We start from the raw sequence: 22,668 nt of genomic DNA on the forward strand, positions 1-22,668 counted from the left end.
TTAAAAAAACAAGCACAAATAATAAAACTAACCTCATCAAAAACTTATAATCACTTTAACTAAAAATATATTACATTCTATTTCTTCAATAATTCAGCGAAAATCGAGGCAAAACATTAGAATTTTTCTCGGAATTGCCTGAAAATGAATAACAGTACCTTACTTTTGCACTCCAATACATATAACCTATAAACCAAGATGAAATTAGCAGTGGTTGGAGCCACTGGTTTGGTGGGCTCCGAAATTCTCGAGGTGCTTGATGAGCACAACTTTCAGTATGATGAACTTCTATTGGTCGCTTCCGAGCGCTCTGTAGGAAAACAGATCGAGTATAAGGGTAAAAAACATACCGTTATTGGCTTGGCTGATGCGGTGGCTGCTAAACCGGAAATCGCCATCTTCTCTGCTGGTGGAAGTACATCTTTGGAATGGGCACCAAAATTTGCTGAGGCAGGTACCACAGTGGTTGATAATTCTTCTGCATGGAGAATGGACCCAAGCAAGAAATTGGTTGTTCCTGAAATCAATGCAAAGGAGCTTTCCAAAGAAGATAAAATCATCGCAAATCCTAACTGTTCTACCATTCAAATGGTATTGGCATTGGAGCCATTGAGAAACAAGTATGGGATCAAAAGAGTTGTAGTTTCGACATATCAGTCTGTAACCGGGACAGGAAAAGCTGCTGTAGACCAAATGATGGCAGAGCGTGCTGGAGAAACCCCTGAGATGGTTTACCCTCATAAAATTGACATGAACGTGCTTCCTCACATCGATGTATTCCAACCAAATGGATACACCAAGGAGGAAATGAAAATGATCAATGAAACCAAGAAAATATTCTCTGATGACTCTATAAAAGTAACAGCTACTACAGTGAGAATCCCGACAATGGGAGGCCACTCTGAAGCAGTTAACGTGGAATTCAAAGAGGACTTTGATTTGGAAACGGTAAAAACATTGCTTTCCGAAACTCCCGGCGTAGTTGTACAGGATGATCCGGCAAACTTTGTTTACCCGATGCCAATCAATGCTCATAAAAAAGACGAAGTCTTTGTGGGCAGATTGAGAAGAGATGAATCTCAAGAAAATACTTTGAACATGTGGATCGTAGCGGACAACTTAAGAAAAGGTGCCGCGACCAACGCAGTTCAAATCGCAGAATATTTAGTGGCCAACGAGTTGGTTTAATGGACTTCAGCGAGTTTCATAGCGCTGAATTCAGACAATTTGTGCAGGATCATCTTCATGAAGATCCTGCACTTTTACTTTTAAAATTTGGAGGAAAAGTTTCATTCGATTTAAAGGAGGCCGTTCAACAGATTTCTGCCAGAAAGAAAGCCTCAAAAAAACTCTCGGAATGGACTTCCAATCCTGACATTCACTTCCCATCAAGTATCTCTCTCGAACAAAGCTCCTCGGAAGAAACAGCTCGATTTAAAGCCAAAGAAATCTCAGGAAAGTATATGATTGATCTGACTGGGGGATTTGGAGTAGACTCTTTCTATCTCAGCCAAACTTTTGACAAAGCAATCTATTGCGAGCAGCAGGCTGAGCTTTTCCAGATCTCAAAGTACAATCTCGAGCTTTTAGAACCCTCCAAGGGTTCAGAACCCTTGGAGGGTTTGAGCAGGAAATTTGACTTTTTTAATGGAGATGGACTTGAATATCTGAGGGATTCTGATGTACACTATGACTTGATCTATGCTGACCCCGCACGTCGTGGAAAAGGCAATCAAAAGCTGTATAAAATCCAGGACTGCGAACCAGATTTGGTTTCATCTTGGGACTTATTGAAATCAAAAGCTGATCAAATTCTTTTGAAATATTCTCCCATGCTGGACATCTCTCAAGTCTGGGAAGAGCTTCCAGACATTCAAAAAATCACTGTTTTATCGGTAAAAAATGAAGTAAAGGAGCTACTGCTTCATTGGAAAAGGAATTCAGAAGCACAATCAAAGCAAATCCAAGTTCAAGATTTAGGTAATGGACTACCCGAGCTTTCTTTTGAGATTGATAAGGAAACCAAAGCCATCTCACAAATCGGAGAAGCTGAAAAATATTTGATAGAACCCATCAGCGGCATATTAAAAGCCGGGGCATTTAAACTTTTTGGACATCGGTTTGGATTTAAAAAACTGGACACTCACAGCCATTTATACACTTCTTCAGAAATGCCTGAAGGAGTGCCGGGAAGAATTTTTGAAATCCTAGAGGAAGTCCCTCTGAAAAAACCAGAAATCAAAGCCCGATTTCCAAAGGGAAAAGTCAATGTTCTTTTCAGAAATTATGCCTCCAAACCGGAAGACTTTAAAAAGAAATTTGGTCTAAAAGATGGTGGAGAGGATTATTTAATTGGCACCAAAAGCCAAAGCGGTTATAAGGTCTTTTGGTGCAAGAGACTTCAATAAAACAATTTTAAAATCATTCCACAATCGTCCTAAACGTCAGATTTACCCGAGGCGATGAAATCCGTTTTGTCGGTGGCAAACGATGCAACCAATAGGTTTGGGTGGTGCCTTTCATCACCAATAAGCTACCATGCTCCAAGACTAAATCCACTTTTTCCTTACTTTCTTTATGCTTGAAAGCAAACTTCCTTTCTGCTCCAAAACTCACCGATCCGATAGCACCATTTTTTTTAAGATCAGTTTCTCCATCACTATGCCAAGCCATCCCTTCTTCTCCTGTATGATAAAGATTGAGCAAACAGGAATTAAAAGTCTCACCACTTTCTTCTTCGATCAGCTCCTTTAATTTGAGCAATTCTGGAGTCCATGGTAGCGCTCGTTTTTTCGTATTGGAATAGGTATATTCAAAGGGCTTGTCACCGTACCAGGCTACTTTTCGTTTGGTGATGATTTTCTTTCCAAAAATTACCGCTTCATCATTTTTCCAATCTATTGTATCCAAAAGGTTCTTAAGGTAGAAATTAGCCTCTTCCAATGACATCAACTTCCCGTGATAATTGACCGCCCCATCATAGGGAAGCCAGTTTTTATTTTTATCTATTTCTTTTGGAAAAAGCTCCATGATTAACCTAAATAAAAAAAGTGAAGGATTAATCCTTCACTTCTTCATAGTCTATATAATCTCCGCCTTGGACATCATTTTTCCTTTTCTCTTTATGCTTTTTCGGAATATAATCCACAGTGACCTCATCCTTAGGCCTTGAGGCATGCCTTTGAGCACGTTCTTGCTCTTTAGCAACTTCATTTACCTGCTGGGCAAATTGTGCCAATTTTGATCGAAGGAAATATCGGATAAGCTGGCCCAAAAGCCAGCCAACTCCTAATACTATAATGAGAAATTTTACCAAAACGTATCGAGTTTAATTCAAAACTATCTACTCAAATACAAGTTACGCTCTGAGTAGATTTTCAAGAAATAATCATCCATTAGGTCGTCGATAAAGTAAATCGCTTCCCCAGTAGACTTCATTTCTGGCCCGAGCTCTTTATTCACATTCGGGAATTTGTGAAAGGAGAATACAGGCTCTTTAATAGCATAACCCTTTTTAACCGGATTGAATTCAAAATCGGTTACTTTTTTCTCTCCAAGCATCACCTTAGTCGCATAGTTTACATACGGCTCTTGGTATGCTTTGCAGATAAATGGAACGGTTCTCGATGCTCTTGGGTTCGCTTCGATCACATAAACCTTATCATTTTTGATTGCAAACTGAATGTTAATCAAACCAACAGTTTTCAAAGCCAAGGCAATTTTCTCAGTGTATGTTTCAATCTGACGGATCACCAAATCACCCAAATTGTATGGAGGAAGTACCGCATAAGAGTCCCCAGAGTGGATACCGGCAGGCTCGATATGCTGCATGATACCGATGATGTAGACATTTTCACCGTCACAAATCGCATCAGCTTCCGCTTCGATTGCTCCTTCCAAGAAGTGATCCAAAAGAATCTCATTATTAGGGATATCATGAAGTACATTCACCACATGCTCTTCCAATTCTTTCTCATTGATCACAATCTTCATCCCTTGACCACCCAATACATAGCTTGGACGAACTAGAAGTGGGAATCCGATAGTCTTGCAAAGCTCAAGAGCTTCGTCAGTATTATGAATTGTGCCAAACTCAGGGTAAGGCACATTGTTTTCTTTCAAAAGAGTGGAGAACAAACCTCTATCTTCAGCCAAGTCCAAAGCTTCGAAGCTGGTACCAATGATCTTGATTCCGTATTTCTCTAGCTTCTCAGCCAATTTCAAGGCAGTCTGACCACCAAGCTGAACGATTACACCTTCTGGCTTTTCATGCAAGATGATTTCGTAGATGTGCTCCCAGAAAACCGGCTCGAAGTACAATTTATCCGCAACGTCAAAGTCAGTAGAAACTGTCTCTGGGTTACAGTTGATCATGATGGTTTCGTAGCCACATTCTTTGGCTGCCAAGACACCGTGAACGCAAGAGTAGTCAAATTCAATCCCCTGACCAACACGGTTAGGTCCTGAACCTAATACTACAATTTTCTTCTTATCGGTTTTAACCGACTCATTCTCTTCTCCGAAAGAAGAGTAATAATATGGAGTCTGAGCTTCAAATTCCGCAGCACAAGTATCTACCAACTTGTACACACGCTTGATTCCCATCTCATCGTATCTTTTATTGAAGACTTCGCTTTCTAGACATCCTAGCAAATGTGCTATTTGTCTATCCGCATATCCTTTTTTCTTAGCAGTGTCCATTACATCGAATGGAATATTCGAAATGGTATATTTCTCGATTTCTGCTTCGAAATGGATCAAATCTTCGATTTGCTTCAAGAACCACTTATCGATTTTGGTCAAGTCGTGAATAGTTCTGAAGGAAACACCTAATTTGAAGGCATCATAAACATGGAACAATCTATTCCAGCTTGGATTAGCCAAAGAGTAAAGAATCTGAGCTTGATCTCTTAATTCTTTTCCGTCGGCACCCAGACCATTTCTTTTGATTTCTAGAGATTGACAGGCTTTTTGAAGAGCCTCCTGGAAGTTTCTTCCGATACCCATCACCTCTCCTACAGCTTTCATAGAAAGTCCCAGTTTTCTATCAGAACCTTTGAATTTATCAAAGTTCCAACGAGGAATTTTCACGATCACGTAGTCAATTGAAGGCTCAAAGTAAGCAGAGGTAGTTCCGGTAATTGAGTTGGGCAATTCGTCCAAGTTATATCCGATGGCCAGCTTAGCGGCAACTTTTGCAATTGGGTAACCAGTTGCTTTAGAAGCCAAGGCTGAAGATCTGGAAACACGTGGGTTGATCTCAATCCCGATGATTTCCTGATTGTCAGGGCTCACCGCAAACTGAACGTTACATCCACCTGCGAAATTACCGATGCTGTTCATCATGGTAATCGCATAGTTTCTCATTCTTTGATAAACTGTATCAGGTAGAGTCATCGCTGGAGCTACAGTGATAGAGTCACCGGTATGAACACCCATCGGATCGAAGTTCTCGATAGAACAGATCACGATCATGTTTCCGATGTTATCACGCATTACCTCTAGCTCATATTCTTTCCAGCCAAGGATACTTTGCTCGATCAAAACTTCATGAACCGGTGAGGCTTGCAAACCTGCGCTCAAGTATTTTTCGAAATCCTCTGGTTTTTCCACGAAAGCACCACCAGCACCACCTAATGTATAGGAAGCTCTGATAATCAACGGGAACCCGATTTCCTGTGCAATTTCTTTTCCTTGAAGGAAGGATGTAGCTGTAGATCCTTTACATACACCTACTCCGATCTTTTCCATCAAAACCTTGAATTTTTCGCGGTCTTCAGCGGTATCGATCGCATCGATATCAACACCGATCATTTTCACACCGAAGTGATTCCAAATCCCGGCTTTTTCACAATCGATCGCCAAGTTCAAGGCAGTCTGTCCTCCCATAGTTGGAAGAACCGCATCGATGTCTGGATGCTCAGTTAGAATTTTTTTGATGGATTTCTTGTCCAGAGGGAGCAAATACACATTATCTGCTGTCACTGGATCGGTCATGATCGTTGCAGGGTTAGAATTGATCAGGGTTACGGTGATACCTTCTTCGCGAAGTGACCTGGAAGCCTGAGATCCTGAATAGTCAAACTCGCAAGCTTGACCGATTACGATGGGACCTGAACCAATGATTAGTACGTGCTTGATGCTACTGTCTTTAGGCATTAGAGAGGGAGATTGTAGAGATAATTTTACTTAAGTCCAAATTGGGCCAAAATTAGAAAATTATTCGGAAGGGGCATTGGAAAAATTGATTTAAATCGGGATTTCATCCAAAATAACCTCAAAATGCAAATCTTATTTCTCTGAAATGGATTCCGTAAACTTCGCAACCGCCTAGCCTCTTCCAAGTGATTCTAATAAAGATAATTGCTATTTTGATGACCTTGAAAAATTTTTCTATACCTTTTCCTTTTGACTAAATAATTCCTATTGAAAAACACATGAAACCCAAAACCTGGAATACACTATGGATAAGTGTCCTTATCCTCACTCTGATTTCTTTCATTTTTCTTTTTAAAGAAGACAAACTCAATCCCCAATTGTTTGGAATCCCTTACATTTTCTGGATTGGCTTTTTAGTTACCTGTCTGATTGTAGCGGCGACCTTTATCGCCTCAAAAGTTTTTCCATATCAAGAAACTAAGAAATCATGACGGGTTGGCTCATTGCGTTTTTCGGATTGTTTCTGCTTTCTCTTGCCTACGCTTCCTATAAATCCTTTCAGAAAAACAGAACCTCAGATGATTTTATGTTGGCGGGATCCAATATTGGTTCTATTCTGGGTTTTTTAACTTTCTCAGCAGCCTTATTCAGTGCATTCACTTTTATGGGAATGCCGGATTTCTTCCGAACTCATGGTGTGGGTGCCTGGATATTCTTGGGGCTTTCAGATGCATTGATGGTGTTTTTCATCGTATGGTTCGGGTACAAATTAAGAAGTAGAGCAAATGAAGTTGGATATCAGGGAGTGGCAGGTTTTGTTCAGAAATGTTATCAAAACAAGTATGCCGGCATCTTGCTTTTCATCAGTAGTTTTCTATTCCTTATTCCTTATGTGGCCATTCAGATTCGAGGAATCTCCATTTTCTTAGAAGCTGCATTTCCGGGACTGCTTCCATTTTGGGCTTGGGCATCCATGCTAGTCGGCATTATGCTAATCTATTCTGAAATCGGCGGCTTGAAAGCCATTATGTATAGTGATGCCATTCAAGGTGTGATCTTGTTAGTGGTTATCTGGATTATTGGAGCTACCTGTTTGAGTCTGGCAGGAGGATTGGAAACTGCCACACAGAAAATCATGGACACCAATCCTGGATTAACAACATTACCAGGTCCAAAAGGATTATTTACCACGCCATTTCTTATAGCTTCTTCTATAGCTATTGTTATGATTCCTGTTACTCAGCCGCAGTTTACCACTCGATTGGTAGTGATGAAAAGCCTTAAATCCGTCCATAGAATGGCTTATGCGGTAGGTCTTTTTGCCATTTTAGTGATTCTCCCTACAGCATTCATCGGACTGTATGGAGCGATAAAATATCCAGATGCAAGCACTTCCGACTTCCTTTCAGGAGCATTGATGTATGACCAAGCTGTTCCTGTAGCAGCCTTAGCAGTTGTTGGATTGTTTGCCGCTTGTCTATCTACCACCAATGCTCAAATATTTGCTTTGGGAACAGAGTTAAGATCTCTTCTTAAAGGGGATGATAAAAGAACAATGAGGATCACCAAAGTTTCCATTTTTCTATTCTCAATCATCGTTTTGATATTCTCCACCTACATGAGTGATCAGTTGGTTCTTTTGGCCAGAGTCAGCTTTGCCGGTACATCCATGGTAGCTCCGGTAGTCTTGGGGGCAGTGGTTTTCAAAAACCCTCCAAAATCATTGATGATCCTTTCATCATTCGCTTTGGCTTACTTTATTTTATCTTTATTGAGTTGGGTACCCAATCAAATCGGAGGCTATCCGCTTGACTTTGTTTTATATGGATTCATGATCGTATTCACAGCAACTATTTTTATAACCCATTCAAAGAAATCACAATAAACCTATGATACTTTCAAACCCTATTTCACCAAAAGACCTTTTAGAACCTTTGGAAGAATTCTGGAAACTCTCCGGTGAAAAAGTTTTCGCTATAGAAAAGAATTTTGATCCGAAAAACGGTGCTCCTGTATTCACTGAAAAAGGAAGATATGTAACCAGAGGATGGACTGAATGGACGCAAGGTTTTCAATACGGGTCTGCCATTTTGCAATTTGATGCTACGGGAGATGAGCAATTCCTGGAGATAGGCAGAAAAAACACTGTTGAAAAAATGGCCCCACACCTCACTCATATCGGTGTTCATGACCATGGTTTTAACAACGTAAGTACCTATGGAAATTTGCTTCGGTTAATCAAGGAAAAGAAAATTTCTGTTTCGGATTGGGAAGAGGATTTCTACAAGCTTGCTCTTAAAATCAGCGGAGCAGTTCAAGCCACACGTTGGTCCAAAACCCAAGAAGGCGGATACATCTATTCATTTAATGGACCGCATTCCCTTTTTGTAGACACGATACGCTCTTGCAGGGCTTTGGTGGTTTCTCATGGTTTGGGGCATGTACTTCAAGGTGAAAATGATAGAAGAATTTCTCTGATCCAGCGTGCTGTACAGCATATCCGAAGTACCATGCGTTATTCCATATTCATGGGCAATGGAAGAGACAGTTATGACATTCCAGGCCGCACTGCCCATGAAATCATTTTCAACACCAATGACGGGAACTATCGCTGCCCAAATTCGCAGCAGGGATATACCGGGTTTAGCACCTGGACTCGCGGACTTGCATGGGCCATTTGCGGTTTAGGAGAAACTTTAGAAATCTTAGATGAGCTGGAAGAAAAAGATTACGAACCAATCATTACCAAGGAGGTTTTTAAAAGAGAAATGAAAGAAGCTGCCTTGGCTACAGCGAACTTCTATTTGAAAAATACTCCAACTGATGGAATCCCTTATTGGGACACAGGTGCTCCAAACTTATATAAAATGGGAGATTACCTCAACAGACCTGCAGAACCTTATAATTCCTATGAGCCCGTTGATTCTTCTGCAGCCTGCATTGCCGCCCAAGGCTTGATCAGGATCGGAAATTGGTTGAAAATCAACGGTGAAGCAGAATGGGACACCTATGTGCAAGCAGGTCTTTTGGTTGCAAAGGCACTTTTCCAAAGACCCTATCTTTCCTACGATTCAAATCATGAGGGATTGATTTTGCACTCTATTTACCACGAACCAAACGGCTGGGATTACAAACCCGATCCAAAATTGGTAGCCCATGGCGAATCCAGTATGTGGGGAGATTATCATGCTCGTGAATTGGCTCTTTTGATTCAAAGGATGGCGGATGGAGAAAACTATTACAGCTTCTATAACTGCGTGAAATCATGAGCGGAAAGTACAAACCGGAATATCCCAGAGTTGCCCAGCTGAAAACTGCTGAACTTTTCAAAGCTCATTTGGAAAAAGAGGGAATAGAAATGCCTTTTGATGCGGAATTAAAAGACACAAGTGATTCTCCATATTCCACTTCCCATCAACTTCGATCTGGCCCAACTATTGGAAATGCTTTCTGCATTCTACCCATGGAAGGCTGGGATGGCACAACTGATGGAAGACCAACAGAATTCACAAAAAGGAGATGGAAGAACTTTGCGATCAGCGGAGCCAAGTTGTTGTGGGGCTGTGAGGCAGTAGCTGTCTGCCCTGATGGAAGAGCCAACCCGAATCAATTGATGATCAATGAGGACACACTTTCGGAGTTCGTTGATCTTTTTCAGATGATTCAATCCGAACACAGTACTGCCTTTGGATCTACCGATGGTCTACTTACAGGTCTTCAGCTAACTCACTCAGGAAGATTTTGCAAGCCATTTGACAAAAAGAAGATGGAGCCTAAAATCCTCTATAGTCATCCTGTTTTGAATGGCAAATTCGGGTTAGCAGAAGATTACCCTCTTTTGACGGATGCCGAAATTGAAGACATTATTCAAAAATATATTGATGCAGCAGTATTGGCGAAAAAGGCCGGCTTTCAGTTTGTGGATATCAAGCATTGCCATGGGTATTTAGGGCATGAATTTTTGAGTGCCTATGACAGAGAAGGAAAATACGGAGGTAGTTTTGAAAATAGAAGCCGCTTCCTCAAAGAGATTGTTTCCGGAATTAGAAAAGCTGCTCCAGGCTTAGAAATTGGGGTTCGACTGAGCACGTTTGACTGGGTACCTTTTAAACCCGGAGAAGATTCAAAAGGAGTCCCTGCAAAAGAAGCACCCTATAAATATGCTTTTGGAGGTGATGAAAGTGGAATCAAAGAAGACCTCCCTGAGACCTTTCAATTTTTGGAACTCTTAAGAGATCTGGAAATTGAATTGCTATGTACCACAGCCGGAAGCCCCTATTACAATCCCCATATTCAAAGACCTGCGATCTTTCCTCCCTCCGATGGATATTTACCGCCAGAAGACCCATTGCATGGCGTGGCCCGACAAATTCAAGTGGCCGCAGAATTAAAAAAAGCATACCCGGAATTTTATATTGTAGGCTCTGCTTATTCCTATTTGCAAGAATGGCTACCCAATGTTGGGCAGGCTGTTCTGGATCAAGGTAAGGCTGATTCCATAGGACTGGGAAGAATGGTTCTCAGTTATCCAGAATTACCAGCTGATGTCCTCACCAGAAATGTGATGAAAAGAGCGAAGATCTGTAGAACCTTTTCGGATTGTACCACAGCACCAAGAAACGGAATGATTTCAGGCTGCTTCCCATTGGATCCTTTTTATAAAAAGATGCCCATTCACGATGAATTAAAAAAAATCAAAGAGTCATGAGTAAAGTAGCATTCATCACGGGAGGGACCCGAGGAATCGGCTTAGGAATCGCCAAATCCATGGCGCAAAAAGGCTTTGATTTGGCTTTGAATGGAATGCGGGACAAAGATTCTGTTTTGACCATTTTGGAGGAATTAGAAAAATCAGGAATCCAAGCAGATTACTTTCAGGGGAATATTGGCAGTGCGGAAGATAGGTCTCGAATCTTAGAAGAGATTCTTGAAAAATTCGGCAAAATCAATGTTTTGGTCAATAATGCAGGAGTGGCTCCAAAAGTTCGGGCAGATATTCTGGATGTTGTAGAAGAGGATTTTGATTACGTGGTAGACACTAATATGAAAGGAACATTTTTCCTCAGTCAGGCAGTCGCAAAGTCTATGATCAAATCTAAGGAGAAATGCCCTGAAGATTTCTTCACAATCATAACTATCACCTCTGTCTCTGCTGTTTTAGCTTCCACTAACCGTGTAGCTTATTGCATGTCCAAATCGGGGCTTTCAATGATGAATCAGACTTTTGCTGTGAGATTAGCGGAATACGAAATCCCAGTATTTGAAATCAGACCTGGAATCATCGAAACTGACATGACTGCCGGAGTCAAAGAAAAATATGAGACCCAAATCGCCAATGGCTTGACCTTGGAGCCAAGAATGGGAAAACCGGAAGATATTGGAAAAACCGTAGCTGCTTTGGCTGAAGAAACTTTGACTTATGGCACAGGTCAAATCATCACTTTGGACGGAGGAATGACGGTTGGGAGACTTTAATCTCGACCCATATTCCAAAAAAGAAAAGCAAGCGTAGCCAACACAAGGACTCCGATTAAGACAACAGCACCCAAAAGATATTTTTTGCGTTGTTTCTCTTCATCAGGAGTTACATCTCTGATTTGATCTTTCTTTTTCGCCTCCTCTTCCATTGCAACTCCGATCGGTAATCCAATGGCAATGCCCACACCTATGTAGGCAAAACTTCCCAATGCAGTACTCATGGCAACTCCAATTGGCAAACCAATTAGCATCCCCATCATGATATAATAACCTTTAGGCTTCTTTTCAGTTTCTGACATTTTTATCTCTCTAGCATTAACCAATAATTAGGGTCAACAATCGGTTCAGTAGCACTCTGAACAAGTACTGATTCTTTCCCTAAAACCACCTTTTGGATCCCGTTTGAAGTTTCTACTTCAACTGGCATTCCAAAGTCAATTCCAGACAATTTCACCTGCCAGCCTTTCTTTCCTTTTTTCTTCACCTCCACTTTTGGAATGTCTGTCGTCTTGAGATAAAGCTCAAAAAAGCCAGACAAATCTTTCCCTGAATAGTCTTGAACAAAGTCTGTGAAATCCTTCGTTGTCACTTGGTTTTGATAAGTAAATCGCTCATCTGTTGCAAATGCTTTCAGCATTGGAAAGAATATTTCATCTCCCAAAATCCCACGAAGAGAATGGATGATAAAAGAGCCTTTGCTATAGATTTCACCGTGATAGGCTTCCTCTTCGGTGCTGTTTGGTGGACTTTGCACGGGCTTTTCATGTGGGATCCCTCTCAAAACAGATTTAGCTTTCTTCAGATATTCCTCTTCTCCTCCATGTTCGAGATAAAATAGAATATCTCCATAAGCTGTCAGTCCTTCGTGAATCCACATATCTGCCCAATCTCCTACAGAAACCTTATTTCCAAACCATTCATGTCCCAACTCATGGTGAAGCAACCAATCATATTGAGTTTTTCCTAATGGAATATATTGGAAATTATTCCCATAGGCATTGATTGTCTGATGCTCCATTCCCAAATAGGGTGTTTCTACGACCGCCACCTTATCATCTGGCCAAGGAAAAGGACCGAAATACTTCTCGTGTGTCTGGGTACTTTCCTCCAAAATCTCCAAAAGTGATGCTGCTTTTGCCTTATTTTCATCTAAAACATATACAGTCATCGGTATCTGGGCTCCTGAGGAAGAATTGTAAATTTTCGACTCTTCGTGAAAAACCCCCAGGGTGAAATTAATCCCATAATTATTGATTGGATAGCTAGTCGCCCAATGATAAGTCACTCTTTCCCCTTCCTCTATTGTCTCCAATAAACGTCCATTGGCAGCTACGAAATATGGCTTTTTGACAGTGAAAAAGAGATTCACACCTTCTGAAGGCTCACTGCTCGGATGATCTAATGCAGGCATAAAAATCTTGGCTCCTTCACCCTGTGAGGATAATCCCATCCAATCATTCCCCAGTTCATCCTTGGTCCAGGTAAAACCTCCAGTCCAAGGAGGATTAATAGCTATTGGCGTTTTCCCAGAATATTCCACTTTCACAGAGTTGCAAGTACAATCAACCGGAATGATATCTAGAACATCATCATGGTGGATAAAGGTCACTTTCTCACCATTCATCGTAACATTGGAAACCGTATACTCATCGATCAACTGAAGTCGAATGGTATCCAGTTTCTCTTTGGCTTCGAAGGTGATTGTATTAGAACCAGCGATTGCCTGAGTCTCTGGAATCAATTCCAACCTTAAGTCATAATGCAGGACTTTAAACTTTTGCTGAAGTGGATCAACTGGACCTCCCCAATCCCAATTTTGGGAAAATGAAAGATTCGACAACAACAAAAAAAGGGTGATGAGAAATGAATAGCGCTTCATTTCGGAAAGATACGGAATTCCTTTAGGATGGATAAAGCCGATAAAGCATCTCCAGTAAAGGAACGCCAAAGTTTCTGGATTTTACTTGAGAAATCTTTTTGAATCCAAATCGCTCATAAAGACTGACAGCTGGATCCAAACCAGAAGTGGTATACAAATAAGCTCCTTTATAGCCCTTTTCATTGTAAAAACTCATCCATTCTTTCATGAGCTTTTTGCCTAATCCCATTCCCCGATAGGCTTTCTCCAGAATGAAATAACGAAGCTGAGCCTGTTCATCTAAACGATGCATCAGAAGCAAAAATCCGATCATTTTCCCATCAGATTCCACCACCCAAACTCTATCACGATTGGTATTGTACTGCTTATAAAACTCCAGCAGGCTTTCCATCACATAGGCTTCGAAGCCCATTCCAAACCCATGCTCTTCAGCATAAATTTTCCCATGCAAAGCAGCCACTTGTCCAAGATCCCCGGGATTCAAATTATAGCGAATGGTAACGGTTGATGGTATAGACATAAAAACTTTTTAAAAGTCTATGAAACTACTCAAAATCAAGCAAAAAGAAAACCGCCCAGTTCCCCAGGCGGTTAAAATTAATCTTCTGCGTAATTGAAGCTATCCACTTGCTCCTTCACCCAGTCCAAATATTTAGACTTACGATATTCTACCCAGTCATTTTTGTACTTCGACTCATCAATCAAAAACTTGAAAGCGGTCAAAGATTTAGTTTTGGTCAACGAATTCACCAAGTCTTCTGCAAGACTCTTTTCCTTGACTTTTCGGTCAATAAAATCTTGCATCATTTGATGCTCTTGAGGAATTTCCATTTTAGTGAATTCCGCATAGTTGTCAGGCTCAGCATCTATTTCATCCAAAATATCCTCTTCATCCGGAGTCAGATCATAATTAAAATAATCCTCATCATCGGGCATGAAGTGAACCTTCTTTTTGTCGATCTGATAAAAGCAGACCATCCCTTTAAGTAATTGGGCAGCAATATAATCTGCCTCTTTTTCAGTAAGCGAAAGCATTGGTGGTATTAGAAATTTTTAGAAAAATAGTGAATGTCAGTTTTTGTACCAATTGTTTTTTCAATGCAAACAAAATTCCAAAAAATTGATAATTCACCAACTATTCGAAAAGTTTTTTCAAAACCTCCTGATTTAGTTCATGTCCCCCTTCAAAATGAATAATTTCAGCTGTTTTTTCCAGCTTTTTCATCAATTCGGATTGTTTTTCCAGGCTTTCTTGAGTTATCATCGAATCTTGATCACCCAAAACAATTGTAAATTTTGTGGAAGAAAATCTCTCTTTTGCTTCAGTCAACTTTAAATCGTGAGCAAATCCTCCCGACCAAAGCACCAAATGCTCTATTTTTTCCGACCATCTACCCGCCCATCGGGTAGCCGTAGCGGCCCCTTGGGAAAATCCCAAAACATTTATTTTGGGTAATACTGAATAGCTCTGAAGAATTGATTCCATCAAACCGTCCAAATACCGATGATTGTTGGCGATTGCCGTTTCTCTTTCATGCTTGGTCATCCAATTGGCTCCAACTCTCCCCTGAAAGTTCTGAAGGTAGCCATAATTAGTTCCTTCGGGAGCTACAATCAGTCGGTCTGGATTAAAAAAAGGATTGAATTTCCTGATAAAAAACTCTGCCAGCTGTCCATACCCATGGAAGACTATCCAAATCTCAGATTCCTGAAAATTGGGATCATGAGAAATCACATAATGGGCTTCAAAGGGAAACTGAAAACTCTTTTTCACTTGGCTATCCTTTCAAATCATCAAACTTCAATGGCAACAAGGCACTTATTCCTTTTACTCTATAAACTTTGGAATTGGGCTGCAAAAACAACATAGTGATTTCTTTCCCAAATCGATTTTCAACTTCATTGATTGTTTGTCGGCATATACCGCATGGCGAAACTCCAGCCCAAGTTTCTTCTCCATCTCTTTGGGCTACAACCGCCATCATTTTGGGAGCCAAATCTGGGAAATTTGCTCCGGCATATCCCAAAACCAATCTCTCAGCGCAGACCCCAGTCGGGAAACTTACATTTTCTTGATTGCTGCTTTGCAGGAACTCTCCATTTTCTAGTTTCACCGCCGCTCCGACGTGAAAATTAGAATAGGGGGAATATGAGTTTTTTGAAATTTCCTGAGCTCTCAAAATCAACTGATTTTCTTCTGCGGAAAGCTCATGAAGCTCCAAAACTTCAATTTGTTGGCTTGAATCCAAATACTTCATAATCGATTTGTCTAGGGTGAAATCGAACGAACAAAGTAATCATTTGTTCTACAAAAAATGGATTTCTGCCTTTTTCCTGCCAGATTTATAAACCTAATCACTAATCTATCGCCTTCATGCAACAAGTATTGATTTTGGGAGGAGGAAAGTCTTCCACTTTTTTAATTGATTATTTGGCAGATACCTGCTCCAGTAAAAACAGGTTTTTGACACTCGCTGATTTAGATGAAAAAGCAGCTTCTCAAAAACTCCGAAACAGAGCAAATACAGAGGCTGTTAACTTAGATATTCAAAATGATACCAGCCGAAAATCCATGATTTCAAAAGCTGACGTTGTGATTTCAATGTTACCCGCTTTCATGCATCCTATCGTTGCTAAAGATTGCTTAGAACTGGAGAAACATTTTTTCTCTGCATCATACGAGTCCGGAGAGATGAAAGCTATGAAGGAAGAAATTGAAAGCAAAGGGCTTTTCTTCCTCAATGAATGCGGGCTTGATCCCGGTATCGATCATATGTCAGCAATGAAAATAATCCATGAAGCCAAAGAAAAGGGAGAAAAAATCACTTCTTTCAAATCGTTTTGCGGTGGTCTTTTGGCACCAGAAAGCGAGACCAACCCCTGGAAATACAAATTCACCTGGAACCCAAGAAATGTGGTTTTGGCTGGACAGGGAACCTCGAGATATATTGAAAAAGGTGATTTGAAATTCGTCCCTTATCATCAACTTTTCAAAAGGCTGGAAACAGTCCAATTCCTTGGTTTGGGAGATTTTGACGGATATCCCAATCGGGATTCCTTGAGTTACAGAAAAGTCTATGGTTTGGAAGAAATCCCAACCATGCTTCGGGGCACTCTCCGAAGAGCGGGCTATTGCAAGGCATGGGACATCTTCATCCAATTGGGAATGACTGATGATAGTTTTGATATGGAAATGCCTGAAGGAAGCTCTCTCAGACAGTTTTTGAATGCTTTTTTACCCTATAACGACACGTTGTCTGTAGAAGAAAAACTGACTGAACTTATCCCCGAATTGGATTTTCCTACTTTCGAAAAAATTCAATGGTTAGGATTTTTCAGCGACCGAAAACTTCCTAAAACTAAAGGAAGTCCTGCTCAACTTTTACAAGCAATCTTGGAAATTGATTGGGCGCTGGAACCCGAAGACCGGGATATGATCGTGATGCAACATCAGTTTGAAATCGAAGGAGAATATGGCAAAAAACTGCTCACTTCAAGCTTGGTTTGCTTTGGTGAAGATTCTACTTATACCGCAATGGCTAAAACTGTTGGTCTTCCACTTGCCATCGCTGTGGACCTGTTTTTGGAGAGAAAAATTTCTTTGAAAGGCCTTTACGTTCCAGTAGTACCAGAGATCTATTTACCGATTTTAGAAAAATTAGAATCCTATGGAATTAAGTTCAGAGAAAGTGAATCACCTTTGAATTAAATCCTTCAGGGATTCCAATCAGCTGGAGGATCTATATCTGCCCCCTCAGACAATCGACAATCATCTGGAATTATCGCCTCTTTTTGTGCGAAGGTCAAATCACTTTTGTCGATATAAATTCGTCTTTGGGTTTCTGATCCAACCATAAAAAATCCAAGAACTGTTTCTTCTGGATTTTCCAAGTTGATCATATTTCCGCGGAAAGTTGCAGGAGGAGGATCGAAGACAGATCCCGAAATCTCCGTTTGCTGCTTTACCAATTTCAAAAAGCGATAGGCTTCCTGAGAAATACTTATTTGGCGAATATCTGCCCGGTAAGTAGTGATAAAGCGAAGTCCATCATCTGCAATATATGCAACAGGTACCTTTGTAGTCAAGCCATTGAAATTATCATCCTGGGCTATAAAAACTCCTTCATTTACTGTTTCTGTCCTAAAACAAACAATGCAACAATCCTTTGGTTGGGGTTCTCTACTTGGGTTGGTGTCAGAGGGTCGAGGAGTATATAAATCTGGCCTTGTTCTTAGCACATAGACTGCAGGAGCACTCTCCCAATAGTAAAAGTTATTTTGATCTCCTGGATCAGTAATTTCAGCAACAATCCGAATACCTGACCTATCAATTTCCTCCCCTTCTATTGGAATCCTGATAGTTTGAACAGAAAGGTTATTTATTTCCGGAACAGGTTGCACAGTCTCAGGAAGGGAGGTATAGACAGTTCCATTGGAAGTTTGAATTTGTAAAGTGTATGTTTTACCAACTTCTGTGGCAAAATCCTCAGAAGTCCAATAAACCCCAGCTTCTTCTTCCTCCAAAAAAACTACTTTCCCGGTATTGTCCCTAATAATTACTGTGGCATTGGAAACTGGTCGAATCAAGCCCTCAAAAACAGATCCATAGGTATCACTCCTAGTCAACCGAACAGATTGTTTCCCTGGGTCTGTAGTAATCATACCATCCACTGTCAGCAATTGAGCCCCCTCCCCCAATTCTACCCCATAGGGATCGATACAAGAGAGCAGAGGCAACAATAGGAAGTAGAAAAGTCTTTTCACCATAAATTCTTAATTCAAAAATCCAGAAGGTTTAATTTACATTCCAATATAAGCAGCCGATTCATTGGTAAGATAAGTCAAGATGAAATTTAGCCTAAAATCAGAAAATTTAGATAAGAAAAGCAAATTCAGCCTTTTGGAACCTCCCTAATTTTCAATATCCTAGCAAAAATCCTGAGATAAGGCTCTTATAAAAATCAGTGTATTCTCCAGTAGTATTTTTGAGAGTATGCTCTGTTCTTGAAAAAGAGAAAATGGCTTTTGAAAAAGATTTTACAACTCTATGAATTTGTTTCTGTGGATTGTCACGGACAGCAATTTCTGAAATTGCAAAAAATCCTATCTCCTCCAATTTCACACTCAAATCCTCCATTTGCCGAGGAGGAAGAATGCACCAAAAAACACCATTAGGCCCAAGCAATTGATCTACTGAAATGATCAATTCATCAAAAGACAATTTATCAGTGTGAAGCGCCTGATTTCTTTTTTGGTCTCGGGATTTGAGATGATCTAGAAAATAGGGTGGGTTGGAGACGATCATATCAAACTTTTCGTCACTTTTGAAGTTTTGAATCGCTCCTTGAGAAAGACTTAACCTTTCTGCGAAATCACTTTTTTCGAAGTTTGATTTCGCCTCCTGACTTGCATCTTCATCTAACTCTATCCCTGTAACTCTTGCTTTTTCAAATCTTTGGGCAAGCATCAAAGCAATCACCCCAGTGCCAGATCCGATATCTAAAATCTGTTTGGGAGAATCAAAATCGGCCAAAGCGCCTAGTAAAATTGCATCGGTAGAAATCTTCATAGCAGACTTCTCCTGCTCTACCCTAAATTTTTGAAATTGAAACCAGGTATTTCCCATCAGGTCCTGGCTTTGCTAAAAAGTTTGCTCTTGAATCGAGGCCTATCCTCCATCACATTAAAATCATCCTCAGAAACCCTTTTCACACTTTCAATTGTGTAAAATGCTCTTTCATCGACCTCTTTTACTTTGGTCACAAACTCCTGAAGATTCTCTCTCTTCATCACAGTAAAAAGCAAATTTACTTTTCCATATCTTCCTTCGGCTCCAACATTGGTGAATCTATAATCCCTTTCTTTCATGAAATCCAATAGCTCTTGTTGAGGCTTCGGAGTGATCACTCGTACCAAAACTCTACCCAAAGCTAGCTTCTCTTCAAAATACATTCCCACATAGGTTCCCGTCCCAAACCCAGCTGCATAAGCAATATAGGAAAGGGGATTGTTGATGTTTTGGAAAATCTGACCGATTGCCAACAACCAAATCAAGGCTTCAAAAAAGCCCAATATCGGAGCCACATTGCGCTTGCCATTCATCATAAACATGATTCTGAGCGTATTGATAGAGACATCTCCCACTCTCGCGCAGAAAATCAATGCAGGCATGATTATATAATTGAACAGCTGTTCGGATACTCCAAATTCTAGCAGGAAGTCTTGCATTTTCTTGATAATGAAATATTCCGCAAAGGTACGAGAAAGGTGGAAATTGGGTTGTATTTATCTAACCTCAAATCAGATTTTATTCATCTGAATTTTGGATCGAGATTTAGTCATTCAAATACATTAATAATTGAAATCAAACATAAATCTTAAGCTAAATGAAATAAGTCAAGGGATGAAATTCTCTAAAAAATAAAATAGCTCTTTGAATTGATACTGGAATAACGCTTCTTTTAACTAAGTTTGATTCGTTAATCGCCATTAGTCTTAATCAAAAAAAATTAATTTTTGCAGAATTAAGTTCTGTCAGGATTATCCAAAAATAAAAAAATGAAATTTCTAATAATTGAACAAGATTTAAGGATATCTGGAACCAGTCAAGGAATTATTTCCAGATCATTTTTAGGGAAATTACGAAATGCATACCCACAATCCTTAATTGATGTTCATTACATTAAAGCTGAAGATTCTGTTGATAAACTGGATTTACTTCCAGTAAATAATATTATAGAATACAAGGTGAGAAACACAGCTCCCCTTTTAGTCAGTCTTGCTAATAAATTTTACTGGAGAGTTTTTAATGTTTCATTAGTCGAGGAATGGCAAATTAGACAATACACCAAAATTATAAGCCAAATAGATTACGAAAAATATGACCATATTTTCATTCGAAGCGCAGGAATTGCACACGAAATTATTTTGGCGATTCAGGATTTACCGATTCTCAAAAAAGCTATTGTAAATTTTCACGACCCCTATCCTGTTTCTTGGTATGTAGGTTCAAAATTAAGACCAACAAAACTCGATTTTTTTAGGCTTGCCAAGATGATGAAGGTTGTAGAAAACTCGAAAACATGTACCTCTTCTGCAGCCAATATGTCACATGACTTGGAACATCTATATGGATCCAAAAAACCATTTCTTACTCTTCCTCATCAATTTGACCCAAAAGTTTTCGATTTAAGTGATACAACTAAGGTAAGGACAAAAGAAAAAAAAGTAAGCATTTCTTACCATGGTGCTTTAATGTTCGGAAGAAACATTGAAAATCTAATCATAGCCTATAGTGATCTGATTAAATCCGACAAAAATTATGAAGAAAATACAGAATTGATTTTAAGGGTAAAAGGAAATGAAGTGGCTCGATTTAAGGAGATGTATGGAAATGCTATGAACATTAAATTTTTGGATACAATGAATTTTTCAAACTCTTCCAATGAGCAGACACATCAAAGTGATATAGTTATCATTTTGGAAAATGGCCCCTATTATTGCAATATTCTAGTAGGAAAAGCACCATTTTTAGCTTCAATCCAAAAAGCTGTACTCACTTTATCCCCTAAAAAAAGTGAATTAAGAAACATCGTTTCTGACGATACATGTATAGCGGACATGGGAAATGTAGAAGAAATTAAATCAAAGATTAAAAAGCTCATCGACAATGAATTAAACGAAGGAGAACCTATAAAACCATTTGGTGATTACTTTAGTGATGAAAATTTTAAGACTCAGCTTGATGATATTTTGGAAGCCAATAGTTGAATCCAGAAATTTAGGGAAAACACCTCTCAAGTAGAATGTTTATTCTTTTATTACAAAGTCTTCTTCCAATGAATAAAATCTTAGAAGGAAGACTTCTTATCTACTGATAATTTGGGAGTTCTTTATTCAAAATATTCTGGATTTAGAATTTTAATTTATTAGATTTTATTATCCCGGCCTGCAGGAATACCAAATCCAATAAACTGTAGGGTCATTAACAACAAAAACCATAGGAGCAGATTCCAGTTTCCGATTAAGTCCAAAGAAATCCCAAAAAGCAAAGGGCCTAAAGCAGCCAGCACATATCCGGCAGACTGGACCATACCAGACAAGTTTGCTGTAGTATGATCATCAGCTGTTCGCAATGAAATCAACATGTATGCAATACTCAAGCTTGCACCACTACCAATTCCAATGATAGTCAAAGCAATAAACGCAATCAGATCTGAATGGATAAAAAGTAGTCCAAAACCCAGAAAATAAGAAAGTCCAACGATTAATATGACTGTTGATTGCTGCTTGAGTTTTTCCAAAAGTCTAGGCGCAAAGAACGTCCCGATTAAGGAGATCAACTGCATGTAAGAAATCGTCAAGCCTGCATTAACTGCACTCATTCCTCTAAAAATCAGCATATCTGGAATCCACGTAATCATCGTAAAATACATGACTGATTGAGCTCCCATAAACAGAGTCACTTGCCAAGCAATCTTACTTTTCCATACGTTTTTACCGGTATTTTCTCCTCTTTGTGCAGCAGTAGGCTTAGATCCAAACTGAGGAAGCCAAATAATCAAAGCCAATACCATTAAGCTAACCCAGGACACCAATGAACCTCTCCAACCCAATCCTAAATCTACAGCCAAGGGCACACTCAATCCGGAAGCTATTGCAGCAAACAACGACATCCCAGTAGACAAAATAGCTGTCATCAAACCTAATTTTTCAGGAATCTTAGCCTTAAAAAACGGGATCATCAGGACATTGGCAATTACAATTCCAATTCCTGTCAAAGCTGTCCCAAAAAATAACACTTCAACTCCTCCGAGAACACGGATTATTACCCCAAGAATTAAAATTGCGATTCCAAGAAATATGGCTCTCCCATTTCCCATTTGCTTTCCAATCTTTGGCGCAAAAAGAGAAAACAAAGCAAAAGTAATAAGTGAAAGGGTAGTTAGAAATCCTGCCAAACCATTGGAAATCCCCAAGTCTTCTCTGATAAAAGGAATCAAAGGACCAACAGAAGCTATGGAGGTTCTAAGGTTTATAGAGACCAAAATGATCCCTAAAATCAACCAAAAGCGGGATTGAGAGTGCTTTTTCAAAACAGAAATAAAAGTAGAATTCAAATAAAGCAAAAAAGGAAGAGATTAAATCCCCTC

General features: G+C 39.7%; 21 protein-coding genes. 8 read left to right on the forward strand and 13 right to left on the reverse strand.

The genetic code is table 11. The annotated features are described in order from the left end of the window. The first annotated feature begins 198 nt into the window (after window positions 1–198). Window positions 199–1,188 (forward strand): aspartate-semialdehyde dehydrogenase, encoded by a 990-nt coding sequence (locus O0V13_RS07610; protein WP_268034378.1) that lies wholly within the window; start codon window positions 199–201, stop codon window positions 1,186–1,188. Next, complete coding sequence (locus O0V13_RS07615; RefSeq protein ID WP_268034379.1) at window positions 1,188–2,408, forward strand: THUMP-like domain-containing protein; 1,221 nt, start codon at window positions 1,188–1,190, stop codon at window positions 2,406–2,408. The genes O0V13_RS07610 and O0V13_RS07615 overlap by 1 nt, the downstream gene beginning before the upstream one ends. Window positions 2,409–2,421: 13 nt before the next feature. Here the strand turns inward: O0V13_RS07615 and O0V13_RS07620 are convergent, their stop codons facing one another. From O0V13_RS07620 to carB, 3 genes are read right to left on the reverse strand one after another with little or no spacing between them, the layout of a single operon-like run. Beyond that, on the reverse strand, window positions 2,422–3,030 hold the full coding sequence (locus O0V13_RS07620; protein ID WP_268034380.1) for an alpha-ketoglutarate-dependent dioxygenase AlkB family protein: 609 nt from the start codon (window positions 3,028–3,030) through the stop codon (window positions 2,422–2,424). Window positions 3,031–3,058: 28 nt separating this feature from the next. Then, window positions 3,059–3,316, reverse strand: coding sequence for a DUF4834 family protein (locus O0V13_RS07625; RefSeq protein WP_268034381.1), 258 nt, complete (start codon window positions 3,314–3,316; stop codon window positions 3,059–3,061). 23 nt (window positions 3,317–3,339) lie between these two features. Continuing rightward, window positions 3,340–6,159 (reverse strand): carbamoyl-phosphate synthase large subunit, encoded by a 2,820-nt coding sequence (gene carB, locus O0V13_RS07630; RefSeq protein ID WP_268034382.1) that lies wholly within the window; start codon window positions 6,157–6,159, stop codon window positions 3,340–3,342. A 487-nt stretch (window positions 6,160–6,646) separates the two neighbouring features. Between carB and O0V13_RS07635 the strand changes: the two genes are divergently transcribed. From O0V13_RS07635 to O0V13_RS07650, 4 genes are read left to right on the forward strand one after another with little or no spacing between them, the layout of a single operon-like run. Next, a complete protein-coding gene (locus O0V13_RS07635; protein WP_268034383.1) occupies window positions 6,647–8,044 on the forward strand; it encodes a sodium:solute symporter family protein in 1,398 nt (465 codons plus the stop codon). Between the two features lie 4 nt (window positions 8,045–8,048). Continuing rightward, window positions 8,049–9,428, forward strand: a complete 1,380-nt coding sequence (locus tag O0V13_RS07640) for a glycoside hydrolase family 88 protein (protein WP_268034384.1) — start codon at window positions 8,049–8,051, stop codon at window positions 9,426–9,428. Next, complete coding sequence (locus tag O0V13_RS07645) at window positions 9,425–10,867, forward strand: oxidoreductase (RefSeq protein WP_268034385.1); 1,443 nt, start codon at window positions 9,425–9,427, stop codon at window positions 10,865–10,867. The genes O0V13_RS07640 and O0V13_RS07645 overlap by 4 nt, the downstream gene beginning before the upstream one ends. Next, window positions 10,864–11,634, forward strand: coding sequence for a 3-ketoacyl-ACP reductase (locus O0V13_RS07650; protein WP_268034386.1), 771 nt, complete (start codon window positions 10,864–10,866; stop codon window positions 11,632–11,634). Before O0V13_RS07645 ends, O0V13_RS07650 begins: the two co-directional genes overlap by 4 nt. Here the strand turns inward: O0V13_RS07650 and O0V13_RS07655 are convergent. The 6 genes from O0V13_RS07655 to O0V13_RS07680 all read right to left on the reverse strand — a co-directional run bounded on the left by O0V13_RS07655 (window position 11,631) and on the right by O0V13_RS07680 (window position 15,774). Then, a complete protein-coding gene (locus O0V13_RS07655; RefSeq protein WP_268034387.1) occupies window positions 11,631–11,936 on the reverse strand; it encodes a hypothetical protein in 306 nt (101 codons plus the stop codon). The genes O0V13_RS07650 and O0V13_RS07655 overlap by 4 nt on opposite strands. Before the next feature lie 2 nt (window positions 11,937–11,938). Then, window positions 11,939–13,585: a M1 family metallopeptidase gene (locus O0V13_RS07660; RefSeq protein WP_326492711.1), complete on the reverse strand. Its 1,647-nt coding sequence runs from the start codon at window positions 13,583–13,585 to the stop codon at window positions 11,939–11,941. Beyond that, complete coding sequence (locus O0V13_RS07665) at window positions 13,539–14,036, reverse strand: GNAT family N-acetyltransferase (RefSeq protein WP_268034388.1); 498 nt, start codon at window positions 14,034–14,036, stop codon at window positions 13,539–13,541. The genes O0V13_RS07660 and O0V13_RS07665 overlap by 47 nt, the downstream gene beginning before the upstream one ends. 77 nt (window positions 14,037–14,113) lie before the next feature. Beyond that, complete coding sequence (locus tag O0V13_RS07670; protein WP_268034389.1) at window positions 14,114–14,551, reverse strand: UPF0158 family protein; 438 nt, start codon at window positions 14,549–14,551, stop codon at window positions 14,114–14,116. A gap of 100 nt (window positions 14,552–14,651) precedes the next feature. After that, complete coding sequence (locus tag O0V13_RS07675) at window positions 14,652–15,290, reverse strand: alpha/beta hydrolase (RefSeq protein WP_268034390.1); 639 nt, start codon at window positions 15,288–15,290, stop codon at window positions 14,652–14,654. Between the two features lie 4 nt (window positions 15,291–15,294). Next, window positions 15,295–15,774: a cytidine deaminase gene (locus O0V13_RS07680; RefSeq protein ID WP_268034391.1), complete on the reverse strand. Its 480-nt coding sequence runs from the start codon at window positions 15,772–15,774 to the stop codon at window positions 15,295–15,297. A 116-nt stretch (window positions 15,775–15,890) separates the two neighbouring features. Here O0V13_RS07680 and O0V13_RS07685 point away from each other — a divergent pair, with 116 nt between their 5' ends. After that, on the forward strand, window positions 15,891–17,225 hold the full coding sequence (locus O0V13_RS07685) for a saccharopine dehydrogenase C-terminal domain-containing protein (RefSeq protein WP_268034392.1): 1,335 nt from the start codon (window positions 15,891–15,893) through the stop codon (window positions 17,223–17,225). Between the two features lie 5 nt (window positions 17,226–17,230). Here O0V13_RS07685 and O0V13_RS07690 read toward each other — a convergent pair whose 3' ends face one another. From O0V13_RS07690 to O0V13_RS07700, 3 genes are all read right to left on the reverse strand, one after another. Continuing rightward, the gene (locus O0V13_RS07690; RefSeq protein WP_268034393.1) at window positions 17,231–18,283 is read right to left on the reverse strand and encodes a DUF4249 domain-containing protein; all 1,053 of its coding nucleotides are present in this window, start codon (window positions 18,281–18,283) and stop codon (window positions 17,231–17,233) included. Window positions 18,284–18,434: 151 nt separating this feature from the next. Beyond that, a complete protein-coding gene (locus tag O0V13_RS07695) occupies window positions 18,435–19,142 on the reverse strand; it encodes a tRNA1(Val) (adenine(37)-N6)-methyltransferase (RefSeq protein WP_268034394.1) in 708 nt (235 codons plus the stop codon). Then, window positions 19,142–19,744, reverse strand: coding sequence for a DUF2179 domain-containing protein (locus O0V13_RS07700; protein ID WP_268034395.1), 603 nt, complete (start codon window positions 19,742–19,744; stop codon window positions 19,142–19,144). The genes O0V13_RS07695 and O0V13_RS07700 overlap by 1 nt, the downstream gene beginning before the upstream one ends. 330 nt (window positions 19,745–20,074) lie before the next feature. Between O0V13_RS07700 and O0V13_RS07705 the strand changes: the two genes are divergently transcribed. Beyond that, window positions 20,075–21,286 (forward strand): hypothetical protein, encoded by a 1,212-nt coding sequence (locus O0V13_RS07705; protein WP_268034396.1) that lies wholly within the window; start codon window positions 20,075–20,077, stop codon window positions 21,284–21,286. Between the two features lie 158 nt (window positions 21,287–21,444). On the opposite strand, the gene O0V13_RS07710 is transcribed toward O0V13_RS07705, so the two are convergent. Then, the gene (locus tag O0V13_RS07710; RefSeq protein ID WP_268034397.1) at window positions 21,445–22,611 is read right to left on the reverse strand and encodes a CynX/NimT family MFS transporter; all 1,167 of its coding nucleotides are present in this window, start codon (window positions 22,609–22,611) and stop codon (window positions 21,445–21,447) included. Window positions 22,612–22,668 lie beyond the last annotated feature (57 nt).

It is taken from the genome of Algoriphagus sp. PAP.12 (assembly GCF_026652115.1).
GTDB lineage: Bacteria > Bacteroidota > Bacteroidia > Cytophagales > Cyclobacteriaceae > Algoriphagus.